At 67.4% G+C, this 20,490-nt stretch carries 16 protein-coding genes; 6 read left to right on the top strand and 10 right to left on the bottom strand.

The window, feature by feature from the left end:
• Positions 1-266: 266 nt before the first annotated feature.
• On the top strand, positions 267-1,163 hold the full coding sequence (locus tag HUW53_RS07240) for an ATP-binding protein (RefSeq protein ID WP_237345076.1): 897 nt from the start codon (positions 267-269) through the stop codon (positions 1,161-1,163).
• Positions 1,164-1,386: 223 nt separating this feature from the next.
• On the opposite strand, the gene HUW53_RS07235 is transcribed toward HUW53_RS07240, so the two are convergent.
• From HUW53_RS07235 to HUW53_RS07225, 3 genes are all read right to left on the bottom strand, one after another.
• The gene (locus HUW53_RS07235; protein WP_237345075.1) at positions 1,387-2,616 is read right to left on the bottom strand and encodes an SPOR domain-containing protein; all 1,230 of its coding nucleotides are present in this window, start codon (positions 2,614-2,616) and stop codon (positions 1,387-1,389) included.
• 1,199 nt (positions 2,617-3,815) lie between these two features.
• Entirely contained in the window at positions 3,816-5,588 is a 1,773-nt protein-coding gene (gene argS, locus HUW53_RS07230; protein ID WP_237345074.1) for an arginine--tRNA ligase, read from the bottom strand.
• Positions 5,589-5,621: 33 nt separating this feature from the next.
• Positions 5,622-6,827, bottom strand: coding sequence for a deoxyguanosinetriphosphate triphosphohydrolase (locus tag HUW53_RS07225; RefSeq protein ID WP_237345073.1), 1,206 nt, complete (start codon positions 6,825-6,827; stop codon positions 5,622-5,624).
• A gap of 108 nt (positions 6,828-6,935) precedes the next feature.
• On the opposite strand from HUW53_RS07225, the gene HUW53_RS07220 reads away from it, so the two are divergent.
• Positions 6,936-7,307, top strand: coding sequence for a HesB/IscA family protein (locus tag HUW53_RS07220; RefSeq protein ID WP_237345072.1), 372 nt, complete (start codon positions 6,936-6,938; stop codon positions 7,305-7,307).
• Between the two features lie 79 nt (positions 7,308-7,386).
• Here HUW53_RS07220 and HUW53_RS07215 read toward each other — a convergent pair whose 3' ends face one another.
• Together HUW53_RS07215 and HUW53_RS07210 are read right to left on the bottom strand one after the other, a co-directional pair.
• Positions 7,387-8,556: an alginate O-acetyltransferase AlgX-related protein gene (locus tag HUW53_RS07215; protein WP_237345071.1), complete on the bottom strand. Its 1,170-nt coding sequence runs from the start codon at positions 8,554-8,556 to the stop codon at positions 7,387-7,389.
• Between the two features lie 12 nt (positions 8,557-8,568).
• On the bottom strand, positions 8,569-9,975 hold the full coding sequence (locus HUW53_RS07210; RefSeq protein WP_237345070.1) for an MBOAT family O-acyltransferase: 1,407 nt from the start codon (positions 9,973-9,975) through the stop codon (positions 8,569-8,571).
• A gap of 181 nt (positions 9,976-10,156) precedes the next feature.
• Here HUW53_RS07210 and xth point away from each other — a divergent pair, with 181 nt between their 5' ends.
• Genes xth through HUW53_RS22040 form a run of 3 tightly spaced genes read left to right on the top strand, consistent with a single transcriptional unit; the run spans position 10,157 to position 11,762 of the window.
• On the top strand, positions 10,157-10,945 hold the full coding sequence (gene xth, locus HUW53_RS07205; RefSeq protein WP_237345069.1) for an exodeoxyribonuclease III: 789 nt from the start codon (positions 10,157-10,159) through the stop codon (positions 10,943-10,945).
• Positions 10,946-10,948: 3 nt separating this feature from the next.
• Positions 10,949-11,374: a GFA family protein gene (locus HUW53_RS07200; protein WP_237345068.1), complete on the top strand. Its 426-nt coding sequence runs from the start codon at positions 10,949-10,951 to the stop codon at positions 11,372-11,374.
• 40 nt (positions 11,375-11,414) lie between these two features.
• Positions 11,415-11,762, top strand: coding sequence for a M10 family metallopeptidase C-terminal domain-containing protein (locus HUW53_RS22040; protein WP_370877791.1), 348 nt, complete (start codon positions 11,415-11,417; stop codon positions 11,760-11,762).
• 123 nt (positions 11,763-11,885) lie between these two features.
• On the opposite strand, the gene HUW53_RS07195 is transcribed toward HUW53_RS22040, so the two are convergent.
• The 5 genes from HUW53_RS07195 to HUW53_RS07175 form a co-directional block, all read right to left on the bottom strand.
• Positions 11,886-12,722: a tetratricopeptide repeat protein gene (locus HUW53_RS07195; protein ID WP_237345110.1), complete on the bottom strand. Its 837-nt coding sequence runs from the start codon at positions 12,720-12,722 to the stop codon at positions 11,886-11,888.
• 649 nt (positions 12,723-13,371) lie between these two features.
• Positions 13,372-16,158 carry a valine--tRNA ligase gene (locus HUW53_RS07190; RefSeq protein ID WP_237345067.1) on the bottom strand — a complete coding sequence of 929 codons (2,787 nt, stop codon included), beginning with the start codon at positions 16,156-16,158 and terminating at the stop codon, positions 13,372-13,374.
• A gap of 207 nt (positions 16,159-16,365) precedes the next feature.
• Complete coding sequence (locus tag HUW53_RS07185; RefSeq protein ID WP_237345066.1) at positions 16,366-16,572, bottom strand: DUF2497 domain-containing protein; 207 nt, start codon at positions 16,570-16,572, stop codon at positions 16,366-16,368.
• A gap of 959 nt (positions 16,573-17,531) precedes the next feature.
• Positions 17,532-18,923, bottom strand: a complete 1,392-nt coding sequence (locus HUW53_RS07180) for a TolC family outer membrane protein (RefSeq protein ID WP_237345065.1) — start codon at positions 18,921-18,923, stop codon at positions 17,532-17,534.
• 164 nt (positions 18,924-19,087) lie between these two features.
• Positions 19,088-19,759 carry a protein-L-isoaspartate O-methyltransferase family protein gene (locus HUW53_RS07175; protein ID WP_237345064.1) on the bottom strand — a complete coding sequence of 224 codons (672 nt, stop codon included), beginning with the start codon at positions 19,757-19,759 and terminating at the stop codon, positions 19,088-19,090.
• Between the two features lie 254 nt (positions 19,760-20,013).
• Between HUW53_RS07175 and HUW53_RS07170 the strand changes: the two genes are divergently transcribed.
• Positions 20,014-20,454 (top strand): group III truncated hemoglobin, encoded by a 441-nt coding sequence (locus HUW53_RS07170; RefSeq protein ID WP_237345063.1) that lies wholly within the window; start codon positions 20,014-20,016, stop codon positions 20,452-20,454.
• Positions 20,455-20,490: the final 36 nt, after the last annotated feature.

Genomic DNA, 20,490 nt, shown 5'->3' with positions numbered 1-20,490 from the left:
AGCACAGGCTTGGTTCGCCCCGATCACCCCAGTGGTCTCAGCCTGATGCGGAAAAGTTAAGGCAAGCTTTCCGCAGTGCACATTCCTTCGCGCGCGTGATGCGGCGCGGCAACACCCCAGGGCCGCGCGATCACCTGCACCCATGGTGGATATGCACCCTGCGGGATATGCACCCCTGCGGGATCGGCATGGCTCGCGCGGCAGACCCGCGCCATCCGCCTTGCCGTCTCCTGGCGCGCGCCTTATCGGGACGCGGGGAGGAAAACATGTCTGAACACTTGGAATCGACCGCCGTTTCCGCCGCTCTCACCCTTCTGGAGCGGATCGCCGCCGCCCTCGACCGCTTGGCAGCGCCCCAGGTCCCCGCGCCGGATTTCGATGCTGCCGACGCCTTCGTCTGGCAGACCGAACCGCCGCGCTTCGAGCCGGTGCCGCGCGTGAACCGCGTGGACATGGACCTGTTGCAGGGCATCGACCGCGTGCGCGACCAACTGGTGGACAACACCCGCCGCTTCGCCACCGGCTTGCCCGCCAACAACGCCCTGCTGTGGGGCGCGCGCGGCATGGGCAAGAGTTCGCTGGTCAAGGCCGCCCACGCGGCGGTCAACGGCGCCCTGCCCGGCGATCAATCCCGCCGCCTGAAGCTGGTGGAAATCCATCGGGAGGATATCGAGACCCTTCCCGCCCTGATGGGACTGGTGCGTGGCGCCTACCATCGCTTCATCGTCTTCTGCGACGATCTCTCATTCGACGCCGATGACACGTCCTACAAGTCCTTGAAGGCGGTGCTGGAGGGCGGCATCGAGGGGCGGCCCGACAACGTGATCTTCTACGCCACATCCAATCGCCGGCACCTGCTGCCCCGCGACATGATGGAGAACGAACGCTCCACCGCCATCAATCCCGGGGAGGCGGTGGAAGAGAAGGTGTCGCTGTCCGACCGGTTCGGCCTGTGGCTGGGCTTTCACAAATGCAGCCAGGACGAATACCTAGCCATGGTGGCCGCCTATGTGGCGCATCACGGCCTGCCCGTGGCCGAGGCCCAATGGCGCCCGGAAGCGCTCGAATGGGCCACCACCCGCGGCGCCCGCTCGGGTCGCACCGCCTACCAATATATCCAGGATCTCGCCGGCCGCATCGGCGCGCCGCTCAAGCCCAGCTGATGCCAAAGGCCCATGAGTCTAACTCATGGGCCTTTGGCAAAGCCGGCGCGGCGTTTGAGCGTACCCACTTGGCGCCGCTCAGAGACCGAGGCCGATGGGGTGAGGCAATCGCCCCGAAACGCGAACGCCCCCGGATCTGCGCACAGGCAGATCCGGGGGCGTCTGGCAACACGTGGGGAAAGCCGGGCGCCGCTGACGGTCGCCCGGTCGATCCGGCCCGCACTCAGTTCCGGGTGACCATGCAGTCTCCGCCCTGCGCGCGCAACGACTGGCAGAGATCGTTCGCCTGATCCTTCGAGGCGAACGGACCCACCTGCGCCCGGTAATAGATGCCCCGGTCGCCCAGATCCGCCTTCTTCACCGCGGCGGAATAGGTGCCGAGCAGATTGGGATACCGGGTTTGCAGCGCCTTCCAAGAGCCCATGGCGTCCGCTTCCGAACGCTGCGAGGCCACCTGCACCACATAGTCGCCACCACGGGTCACCGGCGGCGCCTCGATCTTTGCGTTGCCAGCAGGCACGGTCACCAGTGTGGGCGGGGCTCCGGGCATCTGGCTCGCGGCGTAGGCCTGGAGGGCCTGCACGCCGGCGCTCGGGCCACCGGCCGGCGCGCTCGGCTGCGCGGAACTTTCAGGCGCAACGGTACCATCGGCCCGCACGGTCAAGGTGCGCACGCGCTTCGGCTCCGTGGACAGCGAATTGATGACCGGATCGGTCGCGGCCGGCGTCGCCGAACGCAGGGCCGCCGTGTTCACGTCCACCGGCTGCTCCTCACGCGGCAGCATCTTCTCGTTGCCGCCGGCACCGGCGCCCACGCGATCATAGATCAGCTTTTGTTGCGCATCCTGCGGCGTGCTGTTCGGCGGCGACATGATCTTGCTCGGCGCCGTGTCGGCACGGATCACCGGAGGCCCACCACTAACACTCACCGACGAGCCCTGCACCGCCATGCGATAGGCGAACACACCCGCCGTACCGGCGACGATGATGCCGAGCACCGCAGCCACCAGGAGCAGCGCCGATCGCCCCTTCCGCCGCTTGGCGTCGCCGTCATAGACCTCCTCCCCGTGGGGCGGCATGTAGCCGTCTTCCCCATATTGCGGGTCATAGGCCTCGTCGTAGTCCTCGTAATCCTCTTCCCCCTCCGGGCGGCGTGGCGAGGCATACGCATAACCGGCCGCCTGCTCCTGCGCCGGGGCATAAGCCTGGGGCTGGAGCGGGGGCTGAACCTGGATCGGGGGGCGCCGGGGCTCTTCGGGCGCCGCCGCACGAACCTTCGCGGAACGGGTCGGCCGCTCATCAAAGGCATCGTCCCCCTCGGACGCGGGGCGCCGTTCGGAAACCGGGCGACCGCCAACCGGCGGCACCTGCGCCTGATGGGCGAGCGAACCGTAGCCGAGGCGCACCGAGGTCGCGCTGCGGTCCACCGGCTCACCAGCGGTGCGCGGCGGCATGAGGGCGGCGCGCTGGGGCGGAGCGGCAAGGGAAGCCTGGCGCCGCGGCAGATTGGGCGCGGCCGCGGGTCGCGGCGCCGCGCGACTCGGCGGGTCGCCGAGGTCAATGTCGCCAAATCCCGGATCGCCGCGCCCGAGATCGGCAGGGCGCGGTTGAGGCGGGGCAACCGTGCGCGACGTCGGAGGATCCTGAATCGCGGGCCGCGCGGGAGCGGGAGCGCGGGTGGCGTCCTGGCCGACACGCTCGATCGTCTGACGGGGCGCGGCGGGGCGCACAGGCACGCGCGGCGCAGGCGCGGCGGCATCGCCGCCGGCGCGCTCACCCTCCGACGGCCGTCGGGCGACGCGCGCATCCTGACGGGCGACCGTCCGGGACTCCGCCGCGGAGGCTTCGGCACGGGACGCGGAAGGCGCGACCGCTGCACGCGCCGGAGGAGCGGCCGGCAGCGCGGCGGATGCGGGCTGGAGCCCCTCGAAGTCCGCAAAGGGATCCTGCTCGCCAATGAGGCGAGCCAGTTCGGCTAAGGGGTCCACGGCACCGGCGGTCCCACCTTGCGGGCGCGGCGCGCCGGTCCGGGCCGGGGCTGGGGCAGCCACCGGCCGCGCCACGGGAGCCCCCGCCGGGCGAACAGCGGGCCGGGCGGATGGTGTGGCGGCGACGCTTTGGGGGGAGGCCTCTCTGGGGGGGAGTGCCTCTCTGGCCGGCTGCGTGGCGCGTGGCGCCGCCGCGCGCGGCGGAGACTGGACCGGTGGAGACTGGACCGGCGGCGACTGGACCGGTGGCACCTGGGCGGCGGCCCGTCCCGGTCCCTGCGGCGCGGCACGGGCAGGCGCTGCGGGGGCCTCGGCGACAGGGGCCGCGGGTCTTGCCGGAGCAGCCGGCGCAGGCCGCGCGGGAACAGGTGGCGCCGGCCGCCGCTCCTGCACGAAGCGCGTGTCCTCACGCGCGGAGGGAGCCCGCGCGCCGACGTCCCCATCGTCCCTTGCGCCTGCATCACGCCGGTAGCGGAACCTGCTTTCGTCGACCATGTCGCCTCGATGTCTTGTCGTCCGTCCCGCCCCAGGCGGATCTGCTGTCTGGCTCAAGGAACTGTCTGACCCAGGAGCCGTGTGGCCCGAGAAGCCGCGTGGCCCAAGGAGCCAATTGACTCAAGGAACCATGTGACCCTGGGAGCCGTGTGACGCCGCGGGACGCGCCCTCACTTCATCTCGTCGACGGCCTCCACCCCCAGCACCTTCAGACCGGAGGCGAGTACCGTGGCCACGCCGTGCACCAAGCCAAGGCGAGCCGAGGTCAAATCTCGATCATTCTCGATAATGAAGCGTAAATGTGGCAAGTCTTTTCCGCGGTTCCACTGGCCGTGGAAATCGCTTGCCAGCTCATGCAGATAGAAGGCCACGCGATGGGGCTCGCGGGCGATCGCCGCCTGCTCCACCAGCCGGGGCCAGGAGGCGATGCGCTTCAGGAGACCGATTTCGCCCTCGTCTTCAAGGCGGCCGAGGGGCGCGGCAACGAACGCTGTGGGCTCCACCGGCAGACCCGGCAGCGCCGCGGCGGCATTGCGCAGAATCGATTTGGCCCGCGCATGGGCATATTGCACGTAGAAAACGGGGTTCTCGCGCGACTGCTCGATGACCTTGGCGAGATCGAAATCGAGCGGTGCGTCGTTCTTGCGGAACAGCATCATGAAGCGCACCGCGTCGCGGCCGACCTCATCCACCACCTCGCGCAGGGTCACGAACGAGCCCGCCCGCTTCGACATGCGCACCGGCTCGCCGTTGCGGAACAGGCGCACGAGCTGGATCAGCTCCACGTCCAGGCTCGCCTTGCCGGCCGACACGGCCTTCACGGCCGCCTGCATGCGCTTGACGTAGCCGCCGTGATCGGCGCCCCACACGTCGATCATCGTCAGGAAGCCGCGCTCGACCTTGTCCTCGTGATAGGCGATGTCGCCCGCAAAGTAGGTGTAGCTGCCGTCGGACTTCTTCAGCGGCCGGTCCACGTCGTCTCCAAAGGCGGTGGAGCGGAACAGGGTCTGCTCGCGATCCTCCCAATCCTCGATGGGCGCGCCCTTGGGCGGCGGCAGGCGGCCTTCATAGACCTCACCCGATTCCCGCAGCGCTTCGATGGTGGCGCCGACCTTGTCCACCGCCCCGACGGAGAGGGAGCGCTCGGAGAAGAACACGTCGAATTCGATGCCCAGGGCTTCGAGATCGTTGCGGATCATGTTCATCATCTGACCGATGGCGAAGCTGCGGAAGATCGGCAGCCACTCGCTCTCGGGGGAGCCGAGATAGGCCCCGCCGTGCATCTCCGCCAGCTCCTTGCCGACCGGCACCAGATAGTCGCCGGGATATAGCCCGTCCGGGATCTCGGCCTTTTCGCCGGTGGCGGCCTCGCGATAGCGCAGATAGGCGGAACGGCCGAGCACGTCCACCTGGGCGCCGGCGTCGTTGATGTAATATTCCCGCGTCACCTTGTAGCCGGCGAACGCCAGCAGGTTCGCCATGGCATCGCCGAACACCGCGCCCCGGCAATGGCCCACATGCATCGGACCGGTGGGATTGGCCGAGACATATTCCACGTTCACCGGCGCATCCGCGCCCAGGCTCGATCGGCCGAACACCGCGCCCTTCGCCAGGGTCGCCGCGAGCACCTGCGGCCAGAAGCCGGTGTCGAGGGTCAGGTTGATGAAACCGGGACCGGCCACGTCCACCTTGGTCACATGGGCGACCAGCTTCAGCTTGGCGGCGATCTTGTCGGCGAGGTCGCGGGGTTTGGCCCCGAGGTCCTTGGACAGCACCAGCGCGGCATTGGTGGCAAGGTCGCCGTGGCTCGCGTCGCGCGGCGGCTCCACCACCACGCGGGAGAGATCGAGGCCGGTGCCCCGGCCTTCGGCAAACTGGCCCTCGGCAACGAGGGCGGCGACGGCTTCGCGGACGTGATCGGCGAAGATCGCGTAGACGTTCATGGAAAGGTCCGATCGGGTTGGTCGCTGCGGCGCCTATCGCAGATCCGGCGTCGTGTCAAAGAAACGGGCGTGCTGGTCGAGGGCGTAGCGGTCGGTCATGCCGGCGATGTAGTCGGTGACCCGGCGGGCGCGGCGCGTCTCGTCCAGGCTTTCGAGATCCTGCTGCCAGGAGGGCGGCATGTCCTGCGGCACCGCCATGAAATGGGCGAACAGCTCCCGCACCACCCGTTGCGCCTCGGCCATGACGCGGTTCACCCGCTCGTGCCGGTACATATGGGGGTAGAGAAAGCCCTTCAGCGCCTTTTCGGCCTGCGCCATCTCGGGGGAGAAGGTGATGAGCGTGCGCCCCAGCCGCCGCACCTGGTCGGCGGACGCGACCGCGCTGTCGGTGGCCGCCGCCTCCCCCTGCCGCACCACATCCAGGATGAGGCGGGTGATGACGCGCCGCAGCACCTCGTTCACCGTGCGCGGCATGTCGATGCCCGGATAGCGGGTCCGCACTTCGCGCAGGGCTTCGCCCACCAACGGCAGCGGCTCCAGCTCGTCCAGGGTGAACATGCGGGCACGGATGCCGTCATCGAGGTCGTGCACATCATAGGCGATGTCGTCGGCAAGGGCCGCGACCTGCGCCTCGGGGCCGGCGTGGCTCCACAAATCCAGATCCTGCTGCGCGCAATGCACCGCGATGGCATGGGGCAGCCCATCCGCATAATGGCCGATGCCGCGCCCCTCCCGATCGGTGAGCGGACCATTGTGCTTGACGATGCCTTCCAGGGTCTCCCAGGTCAGGTTGAGGCCGTCGAACTGCGCATAGCGGCGCTCGATGCGCGTCACCACCCGGAGCGACTGGGCATTGTGGTCGAAGCCGCCGTGCCGCGCCATGCAGGCGTCGAGCGCGCGCTCTCCCGCATGGGCGAACGGCGGATGGCCAAGATCATGGGCGAGGGCCAGCGCTTCCGCCAGATCCTCGTCCAATCCGAGCGCCCGCGCGATGGAGCGCGCCACCTGCACCACCTCCAGCGTATGGGTGAGGCGGGTGCGGTAGTGATCGCCTTCGTTGAACACGAACACCTGGGTCTTGTGCCGCAGCCGCCGGAAGGCGGTGGAATGGATGATGCGGTCGCAGTCGCGCCGGAAGCCGCTGCGGGGCGGCATTTCGGGCTCGAACACCAGCCGCCCGCGCGAGGCATCGGGGTCGCAAGCCCATGAAACGCGGGGCCTTGCGCCGGAAACCGCCATGTCATGCTCCTCCCGAATTGGGCTTTTTGTGCCCATCGCCCTTTAACTCGAATGGTTCTGGGCTTACCTTGTGGGTCATTGCCAGCTTCATTTCATAAAGTTGATACCATGGACGCCACACTCGCTACCGCCCAGGAGCCCGCGTCTGCCGAGGCTCTCGATTTCGTCGTCACCGATGCGGCCGCCCGCCGCATCCGCCACATCCTTTCCTCCGAGCCGGAAGGCACCTTCCTGCGGCTGTCCGTGGAGGGCGGCGGCTGTTCCGGTTTTTCATACAAGTACGACATGACGACGGTGCAGGAAGCCGACGACCTCGTCATCGAGAAGGAAGGCGCCAAGATCGTGGTCGATCGGATCTCCCTCGACTACATCAAGGGCTCCCAGCTCGATTATGTGGCCGATCTGATGGGCTCCGCCTTCAAGATCAGCAATCCCATGGCCACCGCCAAGTGCGGCTGCGGGTCCAGCTTCGCGGTCTGACCGCACGCTGACGCATACTCTCCCACAGGCCCCCGAGCGGCAGGCCCCTCGCCTGCCGCAGCCGGAGGATCTGCGGTCGTCATGGCGCCGCGCCGGCAGGAACGGCATTGGGATCCGGTTCCGGAAGCCCCACCGGCCAAGCGTGGGGCGGGCACACGAAGAAGCGCTCGGTGCGCGCGTAGATCAACAGATCCGGCTTGAACCGCACCACATCGTCGAAATTGAAGTCGCAGGTGCCGGTCACGGTGTGGGAGGCGTGCATCCACCCCACCACGCTCACATCCCCATTCACGAACAGGCGCGGCCATAGCCCAGCGCTGAACGAATCGCCGAGGATCAGCACCCGTGCGCCGGTCGCCGCGTAATCCCGCGCGACGGAGCGGAAGGCGGGGTGCGTGTTGTGATGGGTCAGGGCCGGGTCCGGCCGCGCATCGCCGGCGCGATCCTTCAGGCGGAGCTTGAAATTCTCCTCCTTCACTTCCGGCGGCATGCGCATGGCGCGCAGCAGATCGCCACGCCGGCCCATGGGCACCGGCAGCCCCACCACCCCGGCGGGGTTCACCTGCCAGTCGGCGTGGCCGGCGGCCACCATCACCGCATTGAAGGCGAGCAGGGAACTGCGCTCGTTCCAATGGGTGTCGGTGAGCAGGTAGCGCGGCCGCGGACTGTCGCGCAGCACCTGCCTCAGGTCCACGGCGCTCACGCCTTCCGCCCTCAGTCCGGCCAAGGCCGCGTCATATTCGGTGGTGGGATAACGCAGAAGATCGTTCCAGGCGGGCAGCGCCTCCAGTTCCACCGATTGGGCGTTGGGCGGAAGCGCCACCACCACCTTGGTGCCGAGCGGCTGAAGCTGGCGCTGCATCACCCCGATCATGGTCACGAACCGAGCCACCTCCACCGACCGCACCACGGCGCCGGAGGACTGCTCGGGCGTGCGCTCCAGGCCCCAGAAAAGCTGGCCGTCACGTCCCGCATAGATGGGGTAGCTGTCGGGAGACGCGAGCGCCTCGCGAAGGGTGCGGCGCAGCACCGGCAGGCTGGCGCGGAAGCCGAAATTGTCGTTCACGAAGGCCGGCGCATTGCGCAGCATCACCTGCACCCGCTTCAGCAGCCCCCAATCGGCCTCCATGGGGGTGCGCACCTTCCAGCCGCCCAGGGGATCGGGAATGACATTCGAGAGCAGCAGCAGGCCGAAGATGCCGGCGACGAGGGTCCCCAGATAGCGACGGTGACGCGACAGCAGGTTCATGACGCCCGCCCCTCAGAACCGGTAATAGAGGAACGGCGTCGGCACCGTGCCGCCCACCCAGACCACGCTTAAAACCAGGAGCGCTCCGATCAGGGCAAAATCGCTGGCAGTCGCCGCCCGCCCCTCCCCCGAGAGCACCGTCCAGCGCCGCCAGCGGAAGAAGCCCAGGAGCCCGCCCACCACCAAGGCCGTGATCGACAGCGCATGGAGCCCGAAGCCCAGCGCCATGGACGGCCGATAAAAGCCGTTGGCCCCGGACAATCCGGCGAACAGGTCGAGGGCGCCGGGCAGCGTCTCGGCTCGGAACCAGACCCACCCCAGCATCACAACGACCACGGCGTAAAGATGGGAGAGCGCATCCGGCAGCCGCTTCAGCCATCGCCCGAGAAACGCCCGCTCGATGATGAGGAAGGCGCCATGATGGGCGCCCCAGATGACGAAATTCCAGCTCGCCCCGTGCCATAGGCCGCACAGCAGGAACACCGCCGAGAGGTTGAAATAAGTCCGCAGCGCCCCGCGCCGGTTTCCCCCGAGCGGAATGTAGAGATAGTCCCGCAGGAACGCCGAAAGGCTCATGTGCCAGCGGCGCCAGAAGTCGGTGATCGAGCGCGCGGTGTAGGGCAGCCGGAAGTTGCGCGGCAGCGCGAACCCCACCATGACGCCAAGGCCCACCGCCATGGTCGAATAGCCCGCGAAATCAAAATAGATCTGCACCGTATAGGCGTAAAGCCCCAGCCACGCCTCCACGAAAGTGGGGTTGGTGGTGGCATCGAACACGCCCACCACCAGACGCGACACCTCGTCGGCGATCAGCACCTTCCACGCGAGACCAATGGCGAACAGCCGTGCCCCGGCGGAAAAGCGGCCCCAGGTGGTGCGCCTTTGCCCGAGCTGCCGCGCCACGGTGGAATAGCGCACGATGGGCCCGGCCACAAGCTGCGGGAACATGCACATGTAAAGGCCGAACTGGGCGGGATCTGAATTGACCTTCACCTTCCGCTTGTAAATGTCGGCAAGATACGAAATCGCATGGAATGAATAAAATGAGATTCCAAGGGGCAGCGAAATCCGCGGAACGGGCAAGGCAAGATGCACGGACTCCAGGAGAACATTCATATTCTCCACCAGGAAGCCCGTATATTTGAAAATGCCCAGCAAGATCAGATTGAAGGCAACCCCGAGCGCCAGAACCCGCTTGCGGCGTGCGCCATCCCGGCGGTCGATGGCGCGGGCCAGGAAGAAGTTCACGCTGACGGAAAATAAGAGAATGAGGATGTGCGGCGTATATCCCGCTGCGTAAAAGACCAGCGAGAAGGCCAAAAAAATGTAATTCCGCGTCTGAATCGTCTTCGCGGAGAAGTAGCAGACGAGAAAGAGCGGGAAAAAATAGAATAGAAACTCGATCGACGCGAACGTCATAAGGCCGCCATCCATGCATCGGCAAGCCCCGTGCATGCCACCCTTTGGCCATCGCCGCAACCCTTTGCGGCCTCTTTCCAGCCCTGGAGCGGGAACGGCGGCCCTCTACCCCGTTGCCCGGCCGGCGTGGCGGAGTATGCTTGCGCGCCCGCAACGCGGGATCTTGAAGGAGAGCTGCCCCATGCGCATCGCCACCTGGAATGTGAACTCCATCCGCCAGCGGCTCGACCATGCGGTGGCGTGGCTGAACGAGGCGCGCCCGGATGTGGTGTGCCTCCAGGAGATCAAGTGCCAGACCGATGCCTTCCCCAGGGAGCCGTTCGAGCAACTCGGCTACAATGTCTCCGTGCACGGGCAGAAGACCTTCAATGGCGTAGCCCTGCTCTCCAAATTGCCGCTGGAAGACGTGACCCATGGCTTGGCCGGCGATGATGGCGATGAACAGGCCCGCTTCATCGAGGCGGTGGTGTCGGTCAAAAGCGGGGTGGTGCGGGTGGCCTGCATCTATCTGCCCAACGGCAACCCGCCCGACACCGAGAAATACCCCTACAAGCTCGGCTTCATGGATCGCCTCCATGCCTTCACGGCCGACCGCCTGAAGCTGGAGGAGCCCTTGATTCTCGCCGGCGACTTCAACGTGATTCCGGCCGCCATCGACGCCGCCGATCCGGCCGCTTGGGCGGGCGACGCCCTGTTCCTGCCGCGCACCCGCAAGAGCTTCCGCACGCTTTTGAATCTCGGTCTCACCGATGCCATCCGCGCCAGCACCGATGCGGCGCGCACCTTTACCTTCTGGGACTACCAGGCGGGTGCCTGGCAGCGGGACAACGGCATCCGCATCGACCACCTGCTGCTGTCACCCCAGGCGGCGGACCGCCTGATCGCCACCGGCATCGACAAGCATGTGCGCGCTTGGGAAAAGCCCTCCGACCATGTGCCCGTCTGGGCCGATTTCGCCATCGCGGCCTGACCGATGCATACCAGCGATACCCCCGCACCTCTGGAGGGCGGCTGCCTGTGCGGCGCCCTGCGCTATCGGCTCCGCCGGGTTCAGAGCGCCTATTGGTGCCATTGCAGCATGTGCCAGCGCATCTCCGGCTCGAGCGCCCTGCCCTGGGCCACCGTGGCGCGCGGGGATTTCGACGTGACGCACGGGGCGTTGACGACCTACGCCTCGTCTGCGGGCGTCCAACGCGGCTTCTGCGGCAGTTGCGGCAGCCCGATCCTGTTCGACATGGCCAGCGAGGCGGCGGTGGACGTCACCATCGGCACCCTGGATTTGCCGGATCGGCTGACGCCAACACACCACATCTGGACCACAACCGCCCTCGCCATGAGCGACGGCCTCGGTCCCGGCCTGCCGCGCCACGCAGCGGAAGCACCAGCAGATCCAGCGTAGATCCATCACTCGTCTTGCTTGAGCCGGTCGTCTCGGCCTCATCGAAGGCAGCGAGGGCAACGACATCCTCATAGGAGGCGACGGCAACGACATCTTCGTCTACACGGCGATCTCGGACTCCACCTCGCTCAGCCAGGATACGATCTCCGACTTCTCAGCGTTCCAGGGAGACCATATTGATCTGTCTGGCATCGACGCCAACACCATCGACGGCACCAGCAACGACGCATTCGTCTTCATCGGCGCGTCGGCGTTCTCCGGAGAAGCCGGCCAATTGCGCGTCAGCCACGGCATCGTCGCAGCGGACACCAACGGCGACCGCGTGGCGGACCTTTCGATCGAGCTTACCGGTGTCTCGACGCTGACCAGCAGAAGCTTTGTGCTTTGAGCTCTCCGCCGACCTCGGCCCAGTCCGAGGCGGCGCCCCCGCCAAGCCGGGAGGCTCACACCCACTACGACGCTCCCCCGCCGCCCCGGGCATGGCCGGAGCCGGGAATGACAGGCCGAGATCTCAACGCTTGGCCGTCTTCAGCCAGTTTTCCAGATAGCTGAGCGCCATGGCGCGCTCGTCGGGGGAGGCTTCGGCGAAAACTTCTTCGTGCAGGACGACGACCCAATGGTCTTCCGGGCGGGCCGCCGCGTCCCGCGCCAGGGTCAGCCACATGAGGCCACGGGCCGCCTGGCGGGGCACCCCCTCGTCGCCACGGAACAAAAGCTGTCCGAGCATGGCCTGCGCCTCGAACTGGCCTTTCTGTGCCGCCAGCGTCAGCCAGCGGCCGGCGTTGCGCGCATCCTTCGGTCCGCCCACCCCGTCGAGATACAGCTTGCCGAGGTGGTATTGCGCGTCCGCGTCTCCGAAATAGGAGGCGGCATAGGAATACATGTCGCGCGCGCGGATCGGATCCCGCTTCACGCCGGCAGCCGGAATGCCCTCCAGGTAATAGCCGCCGAGCGCCACGAACGCGCTGGCCACAAATCGCGACTGGGCCGTGCCGGGATAGTCGTCGGCGTGGGAATTGGCGATCTTGCTGAAATAGCTGAAGGCCTTGGCGTCGTCGCGCTTCACCCCGTCGCCATCGGCATAGATGCGACCGAGCTTCCATTGCGCGGCCGCGTGGCCCTGGGCCGCCGCGTAGCCCAGCGCGTCGAGCCCCTTGGCCGTCTGGCCGGACCGCAGCGCCTGCGCACCGGTCCGGAAGGCCTCGTCCACCGGGCGGGCCACCGGCGCCAGCGGAACATCCGCCGGCGGCGTCAGCGGCTGGATATGCTGGGGCGCGTTGATGTTGCTGTCGAGGGCGGTGCCGTCGAACGCCTGGACCGGCGGAGACGCGAGCAACAAGCCCATCATCCCCGCGGCGAACAGGCCCGCCGCCCGTCGCCCCCGGACCGCCACCCGCGCCGAGGCACGGGCGATCCGCCGGACGCGCTGAAACCGGTCCGCGCCCCCGAGGGGGCTTTTGAGGCTGGAAAGACGATCCGCTTGCATGATGCGAAAGTCATCGCAGGCGGCAGCGGCAATATCGGGGCCGAGGAAAGGCCAGGTCGCGACCTCTCTGGGGCATCCACCCGTGGCGCTCCGCATTTCAAACCCCTGTGTCACCCAATGCGTGCGCATCCGGACCCTACCTTCAACGCGGCCATCGGACGTTCTCATCCGAGCTACGTTGTCCGCCCTCGTCCCGGCCTTTGGTGTCGTGGCGTTTTGTGGCGGGATCGCGGCGTTTGGGGCGGTGGCACGGAGGTGCCGATGGAAACGATGGAGGTGTGACTTTGCCGTCACATGCAGCAGAACCGGGCGCGCGGCGCCGAAATCCTTCCGCTGCGCGGGCTGGCGGCCACCAGGAGCGCCGCGCCGGATCGCTGTGGCGAAAGGGCAACACCCTATCATGGCAAAAGGCCCATGCGCGAAGGCGCACGGGCCTTTGATCTCTCGCGCGCCACGCGAGCAAACGACCCTGGAGGCCGTCAGCGACCGGGGATGACGCCCGGGCGCCCTTTCAAGCCGCCGAAAGCTGGCGGATGGCGGCCCGCACCTTCTCCTGGCGCAGGACATATTCGGCGCGCTTTTCCCGTTCCGCCTCCACCACCTCTTCCGGAGCGCGGGCCACGAAGCTCTCATTGCCGAGCTTGGCGTCGATGCGGGCAATCTCCTGGTCGAGCTTGCCTTCTTCCTTTTTCAGGCGGACCAGCTCGGCGGCAAGGTCCACCACGCCAGCAAGCGGCAGGGCCGCCACCTCGCCACGCACCACCATCTGCACCGACTCGGCGGGCATGGCATCCGCGATGCTGACCGCGCCGAGGCGGGCCAGACGGCGAATGGCATCGTCCCACCGGGCGGCGCGCGCGGCGGTCTCCGCGCCCGGCTGCACCAGCACCAGCGACACCTGGGCCGATGCCGGCACATTCATTTCCGCGCGCACCGAGCGGATCTCGGTCACGAGATCCACCACCCAGCCCACCTCGGCCTCGGCATCGGGCGCTTCCAGACCGGAGAGGTCCGGCCACGGCGCCAGCGCCAGGAGGCTGTCGCGCGCGGGCCCCTCCTTGCCCGTCTCCGCCCACAATTCCTCGGTGAGGAACGGCATGAACGGGTGCAACAGCGCCATCGCCATATCGAGCACATAGGCGGTCGCGGCGCGGGTCTCGTCCTTGGCCGCCCCGTCGGGGCCGGAAAGCACGGGCTTCGCCAATTCCAGATGCCAGTCGCAGAAGACGTTCCACAGGAAGCGATAGACCGCGCCCGCCGCATCATTGAAGCGATAGGCCAAGATGGCCTCGCTCACCTCGCGGGTCGCGCGGGCCGCCTCGCCGATGATCCAGCGATTGAGCGGGGCCTCCACCTTCGCCGGATCGAAGCCGGCAACGCGCGCGCACCCGTTCATCTGGGCGAAGCGCACCGCGTTCCAAAGCTTGGTCGCGAAGTTGCGATAGCCTTCCACCCGAGAGGTGGCGAGCTTGATGTCGCGCCCCTGGGCGGCCATGGCGGCAAGCGTGAAGCGCAGTGCGTCGGCGCCGTATTTGTCCACGAGGTCGAGGGGATCGATCACGTTGCCCTTGGACTTCGACATCTTGGCGCCCTTCTCGTCGCGGACGAGGGCGTGGATGTAAATGTCCTTGAACGGCACCTCACCGTCCATAAAGTGCAGGCCCATCATCATCATCCGGGCCACCCAGAAGAAGATGATGTCGAAGCCTGTCACCAGCACGCTGGTGGGGTAGAATTTCTTCAGCTCCGCCGTATCGTCCGGCCAACCCATGGTCGAGAACGGCCATAGGGCGGACGAAAACCAGGTGTCGAGCACATCCTCGTCGCGGGTGAGGAACTGGGCGCGCTTGTCCGCGTTCCCGATCAGCTCCTGCGCCTCTTCGGCAGACAGCGACTCATTGCCCACATCGTGCTTGAGCGCGAGTTCGAACGCCTCGTCTTCATCGAGCGCCACGAACACGTTGCCGAAGGGGTCGTACCACGCCGGGATCTGGTGACCCCACCAAAGCTGGCGGGAGACGCACCAGGGCTGGATGTTCTCCAGCCACTCGAAATAGGTCTTTTCCCAATTCTTGGGCACGAAACCGGTGCGCCCCTCGCGCACGGCCGCGAGCGCCGGCTGCGCCAGGGTCTTGGCGTCCACATACCATTGGTCGGTCAACCAGGGCTCGATGACCACGTTGGAACGGTCACCGTGGGGCACCATGTGCGGGTGCGGCTCGATCTTCTCCAGAAGCTCCAGATTGGTGAGCAGCTCCACGATCTGCTTGCGCGCCGCGAACCGATCGAGGCCCTGGAGATGGGCCAGGATGCCCGCCGCATCAGGCGTGTCCACATAGGCCTCGGGACGGGCGGCATGATCGTCGCGAATACCCGAGGTGTCGATGCGCGCCTCGGCATCGAGCACGTTGATCATCGGCAGCGCATGACGCTTGCCCACCTCGAAGTCGTTGAAATCGTGCGCCGGCGTGATCTTGACCGCGCCCGATCCCTTCTCCGGGTCCGAATACTCGTCCGCCACGATGGGAATGCGCCGGCCCACCAGGGGCAGGATCACGGTCTTGCCCACGAGGTCGCGATAGCGCTCGTCTTCCGGGTGCACCGCCACCGCCGTGTCGCCGAGCATGGTCTCGGGCCGGGTGGTGGCGACCACGATGAAGCGGCCCTTCTCGCCCTCCACCGGGTAGCGCAGGTGCCAGAGATTGCCCTTCGTCTCCACCGGCACCACCTCGAGATCCGAGATGGCGGTGATGAGCTTGGGATCCCAATTGACGAGGCGCTTGTCCTTGTAGATCAGCCCCTCGCGATAGAGCTGAACGAACACTTTCAGGACCGCGCGCGACAGCCCTTCGTCCATGGTGAAGCGCTCGCGCGACCAGTCGCAGGACGCGCCGAGGCGCTTCAACTGGCCGACGATGGTGCCGCCCGATTCCGCCTTCCAGGTCCACACCCGCTCGATGAAGGCGGCGCGCCCCATCTCCCGGCGACCCGGCAGCTTCTGGGCCGCGAGCTGGCGTTCCACCACCATCTGCGTGGCGATACCCGCATGGTCGGTGCCCGGCTGCCACAGCACGTCCTTGCCGCGCATCCGCTCGAAGCGCGCGAGGATATCCTGCAACGTGTTGTTGAGCGCATGGCCCATGTGCAGGGAGCCGGTGACGTTCGGCGGCGGAATGACGATGGAAAAGCCCGGCTTGTCCTTGCGCTCCGGACGGCCGCAGCGGAAAGCGCCCTCCTGCTCCCAGGCGGCGGCGATGCGGGCCTCGACGGAGGCGGGGTCGAATACTTTTTCGAGCATGGGCTAAAGCTCCACAGCCGCGACGCCCCGGTGCGCGGGACAAGCCCCGCGCGACCGGCATCCGTCGCGCTCGGCACGAGATGGGTTTCGTCGGGGGTTAAAGCCGCACAGGAAAGAAAAGGTCAACTGCGCAGCGCATCAGAGCAGCCCGGCGCTTTCCCCGGGGTATCGCCGAACGCCACTTGCCACGCCTCGGCCCCGCGCAGGTCACCGCAGTGAACCGGTGACCCGCTCGATCTCGGCGCGAACAAGCCGCTCCACGATGCCGGTCAGGTTCTGATCCAGCCACTCCTTGAGCATCGGGCGCAGGATCTCCTTCACGAGATCCTCCACCGTGCGCTCCTGCTGCGGCAGCACCAGATCGCCCAGCGACCGGAAGGCCGCGCCCACGGCCGCATCCACGGCGGGCGACAAGAGATCCTTTCGCGGCAATGCACTGCGGCGCTCACCGGAAGGTACGGCGCTGGCGGCGCGATTCGCGGGCCTCTCCGCGCCATTGGGCATCGTGCGGGATACGGCAGGCTCTTGCGCGCCGCGCTCTCGCACCCGAGGATTGGCAGCCCCCGCTGGCATCGCACCATAGCGACCGCCGACCGGCTGCGCGCGCACCGGAGGCAAATCCGATACCGGTCGCGCCGCCGCGACGGGTTGCCCCTGCTGGCCGGCAGCCCGCGTCGGCGCACCCTCTTGTGCCGGAATATCTCCCCGCGGCGCATCAGCCGGTGCCGCCCCTCGCGACTGCGACGCGAGACGGGCGTCGACCGGCACCCCTTCGCGCATCACCGCGCCGGATGCCTCCTCCCGCGCCACCGGTCCCCCTCGGCGCTGGTCCCCTGCATCATCCGCGCGACCGGCCTCGCCATCCGGTCTTCCAAGCATCGGCTGAGCCGGTTCGGCGCCGTGGTCCGCGGCGGCATAGCGCCCGCCGCGCGCCGCCGCGCCCGCCTCGCCCATGCCGTCCGGCGCAAGGCGCGTGGCATCCCGAAAGGGCTCCCCCTCCCCGGCATCGGACAGGGACTCTTCCAAGGGGTGCCCATAAAGACGCGGCTGGGCCTCCGACGCGACCCGACGCTCAGCCCCCTGACGCGGCCCGTAACCCGAAGCTGGCCGCCGATTCGAAACCATCGGGCGCGGCCGAGGCGGCGAAAGGTCAGCGGCGGAAACCTCGTCATCGGCGATGATGCGACGGATGGAATCGAGAATCTCTTCCATCGAGGGCTCTTGCGCCTTCGGACTTGCAGGCATGTCGCGACCTCGGCGGGAAAGGCCGGGTGCGGAAGGAGGAGCCGCACGCACCCGGAACCAGAATCATTAACAATTGGAAGTATGACACCGGCCGTCCGCGCCGCACCAGCGCCAACCCTCGCTGTCCCCTATTGACCGTCAGGCGTGCGCACACCAGCCCAGCTGTCGCGCACCTGATTGTAGTGCACCGCTGGATTGTAGACATTCACCTTCAGCTTGAGCGACGTCGCATCCATCTTGCCGATGATGGCGATCAGAGAATAGGCAGCCACGACCCGATCACGCTGCGCCGTCACCAATGCGGACTTTGAATTGGTCAATTCGCGCTGGGCATTCAGCACATCCGTGGTGGTGCGCTGGCCGACCCGCCATTCTTCGCGCACCCCCTCCAGGGCCAGAGTGTTTGCCGCAACCGCTGCCTGCGCCGCCTGGATCTGCACTTTCGTGGCCTCAAGCGCGCCCCAGTATTGCACCGCCTGCGAGCGGACCGCATCGCGGTTCACATCCACCTCGATTCGGGCCTGGCTCAGCAGTTCCTTCGTCTGGCGGATGTTCGCATACTCTTCACCCCCCTGATAGATCGGAACCGTCAGGTTGAGCCCCACCGCCGCGGTACCCTGCGACTGGACCGACAGCGAGGTGTCATAGCTCTGGGACACCTGGCCCTGCAGTGCGAGGTTCGGCATCAGGGCGCCTTCCGCCACCTTCACCTGAAAGGCGGCGGTATCCACCGCGAACTCGGAGGCCTTCACTGCCGGGTGGCTGCCGAGACCGGAGGAGATCACCTTGCCCAAATTATTGGGAATCATCCACTCGATGGACTTCGGAGTGGTGAGTGTTCCCGGCTCCACACCGATCACCTGCCGATACACCGCCTTCGCGGAGGAGAGGTCGGCGACCGCCTGGCTCACCTGATACTGCGCATCCGCCACCCGCGCCTCGGCCTGCGCCACGTCGGTGCGGGTCACCTCACCCACATTGAAGCGGTCACGGGTCGCGCGCAGCTCCTGCTCCAAGGCGGCGAGGTTCTGCCTCTGAAGATCCAGCAAAGCAATCGCTTGGATGACGTTCATGTAAGCGGTGACGCCGTTCAGCAGCACGGTCTGTTCGGTATTGCGCAAGGTCTCGCGCGAGCCCCGCACCTGCGCCTCGGCCGAACGGGTCGAGTTACCGGTGATGAAGCCGTTGAAAATGCTCTGGGTGGCGGTCAAGGCGAACGTGCGCGACCACAGATTTCCGCTCGACACCCCGGTTCCGGTGACGTTCTGGCGCTGCGCTTCTGGCCCTACCGAGGCGGTGCCCGACAGGGTCGGCCGATAGCCGGACAAGGCCTTGGGCACATTCTCGTCGGTGGCGCGGGTTCCCGCGCGCTGGGAATTAAGGCTGGGGTTGTTCACATAAGCGGAGGCGAGGGCCGAATCGAGCGGCTGGGCGCCCGCCGCGGTGACCGACAGCGCGATGCCCCCGAACCCCGCCAGGAAAGCGAATACGTTTCGGCGAATGCTCGTCGCAACCGACATCTAGATCTCCTGGACCGGGCACGGCACGCCATCCCAGTGCGCACAACGCACCCGCCGCGCGGTAACGAAGTGGCAAGATATCCGCAGCGCGGGGGTAACGAAACCAAGTGGTTCGATTCCCCCGTCGCTTTTCGGATTAGCGCGGCAATCGCGCCACAGGGGGGTCAGAAAACGAAGCGCGGCGCCGCTTTGAAGCCCGGCAGCGGGGGCACTGCGGCGTTGAAGGCGACCCGCTCGCTGGGCTTTCCGGCAATCTTGGTGAACAGGCTGGCCTGCCCCGCGCCACCGCTCCCGATCACCGCGACGAGACGCCCGCCCTCTTTGAGCTGGCCGAACAGATGATCGGGAATCACCTCCACGGCGCCTTCGATCAGGATCAGGTCGTAATCCGCCTCGGCGGCCCAGCCGGCGGCGAGCGGCCCCTGCATCACGGCCACGTTGTCCACGCCCAGGCCAGAGAGGGCAGTGTTGGCGGCGGCGGCGAGATCCGCCTCTTCCTCCAGCGCCACCACCTGCTGCGCGAGGCGCGACAGCAGGGCCGCGCCGTAGCCGGTGCCGGCGCCGATGTCGAGCACATGGTCCTTCTCGTCCACGTCCGCGAGCTGCACCAGCCGCGCCAGAATCATGGGCTCCATGAGATAGCGCGCCGGGGTCATGCCCGCGGCCGGGCGGATCAGCAGATCGTCGTCGATATAGGCCAGCGACTTCAGCGCCGGGGGCACGAACTTTTCGCGCGGGATATCGAGCATGGCGCCGACGATGCGATGGTCCGTCACGTCGTTGGTGCGGACCTGCCCGTCCACCATGCCGCGGCGAAGCTCGACGAAATCGATCATGTCTTCCCTCCGGACCACAACGCCCGGGCGCCTTGGCGGGGCGGCCCGGCGGGTCAACTCGGCTTCAAGAGCCACATTGCGGCCCCTTTTGCAAGGCGCCAAAGGAGGCTTGCCGCACCCCCGCGCGCGGGCTGCCACAAGGTCGCGCGCGGCGCGCGCCGTGGCAGCGCGTCGCACCGCACCGGAGGGACCTTGCTTCGGCCGATTTCCGACGCACCATCATCTCAACCTTCAGGCAAGCGGAGACTGCGGCCATGACCAATGCCATCCCCCTCGCGGAAGCCGCGCCCGACGCCCCATCCGAGGCCGCGATCCACGATCTCGTTTACTCCTTCTACGATGCGGTGCGCGCGGACCCGCTCATCGGCCCGGTGTTCGCGGCAAAGATCGCGCCCGAGGCGTGGCCGGCCCATCTGGCCAAGATGTGCGATTTCTGGTCGTCCGTGCTGCGCAAGAGCAAGCGTTATGACGGGCGTCCCCTGCCCCCGCATCTCACGCTCGGCCCCGTCGGCGACGCCCATTTCGCCCGCTGGCTGACCTTGTTTCGCCCAGTCGCGCGGCGGGTGCTGGATCACGAGGCGGCCCTGCGCGCCATCGCTCATGCCGAACGCATGGCCATGAGCTTCCGCATGGGCATTGCCGTTCACAAAGGCGAGGACAGCACCCGCATCGGCCCCCTGCCCGAGGAGCCGTGAGGCCCCACGGTCCCGCCACCGCGCTCGCGCGCCGGC

Source organism: Xanthobacter agilis (assembly GCF_021730435.1).
GTDB classification, from domain to species: Bacteria; Pseudomonadota; Alphaproteobacteria; order Rhizobiales; family Xanthobacteraceae; genus Xanthobacter; species Xanthobacter agilis.
Note: the sequence above shows the minus strand (reverse complement) of the source record. Positions and strands in the feature narration are given on the sequence as shown.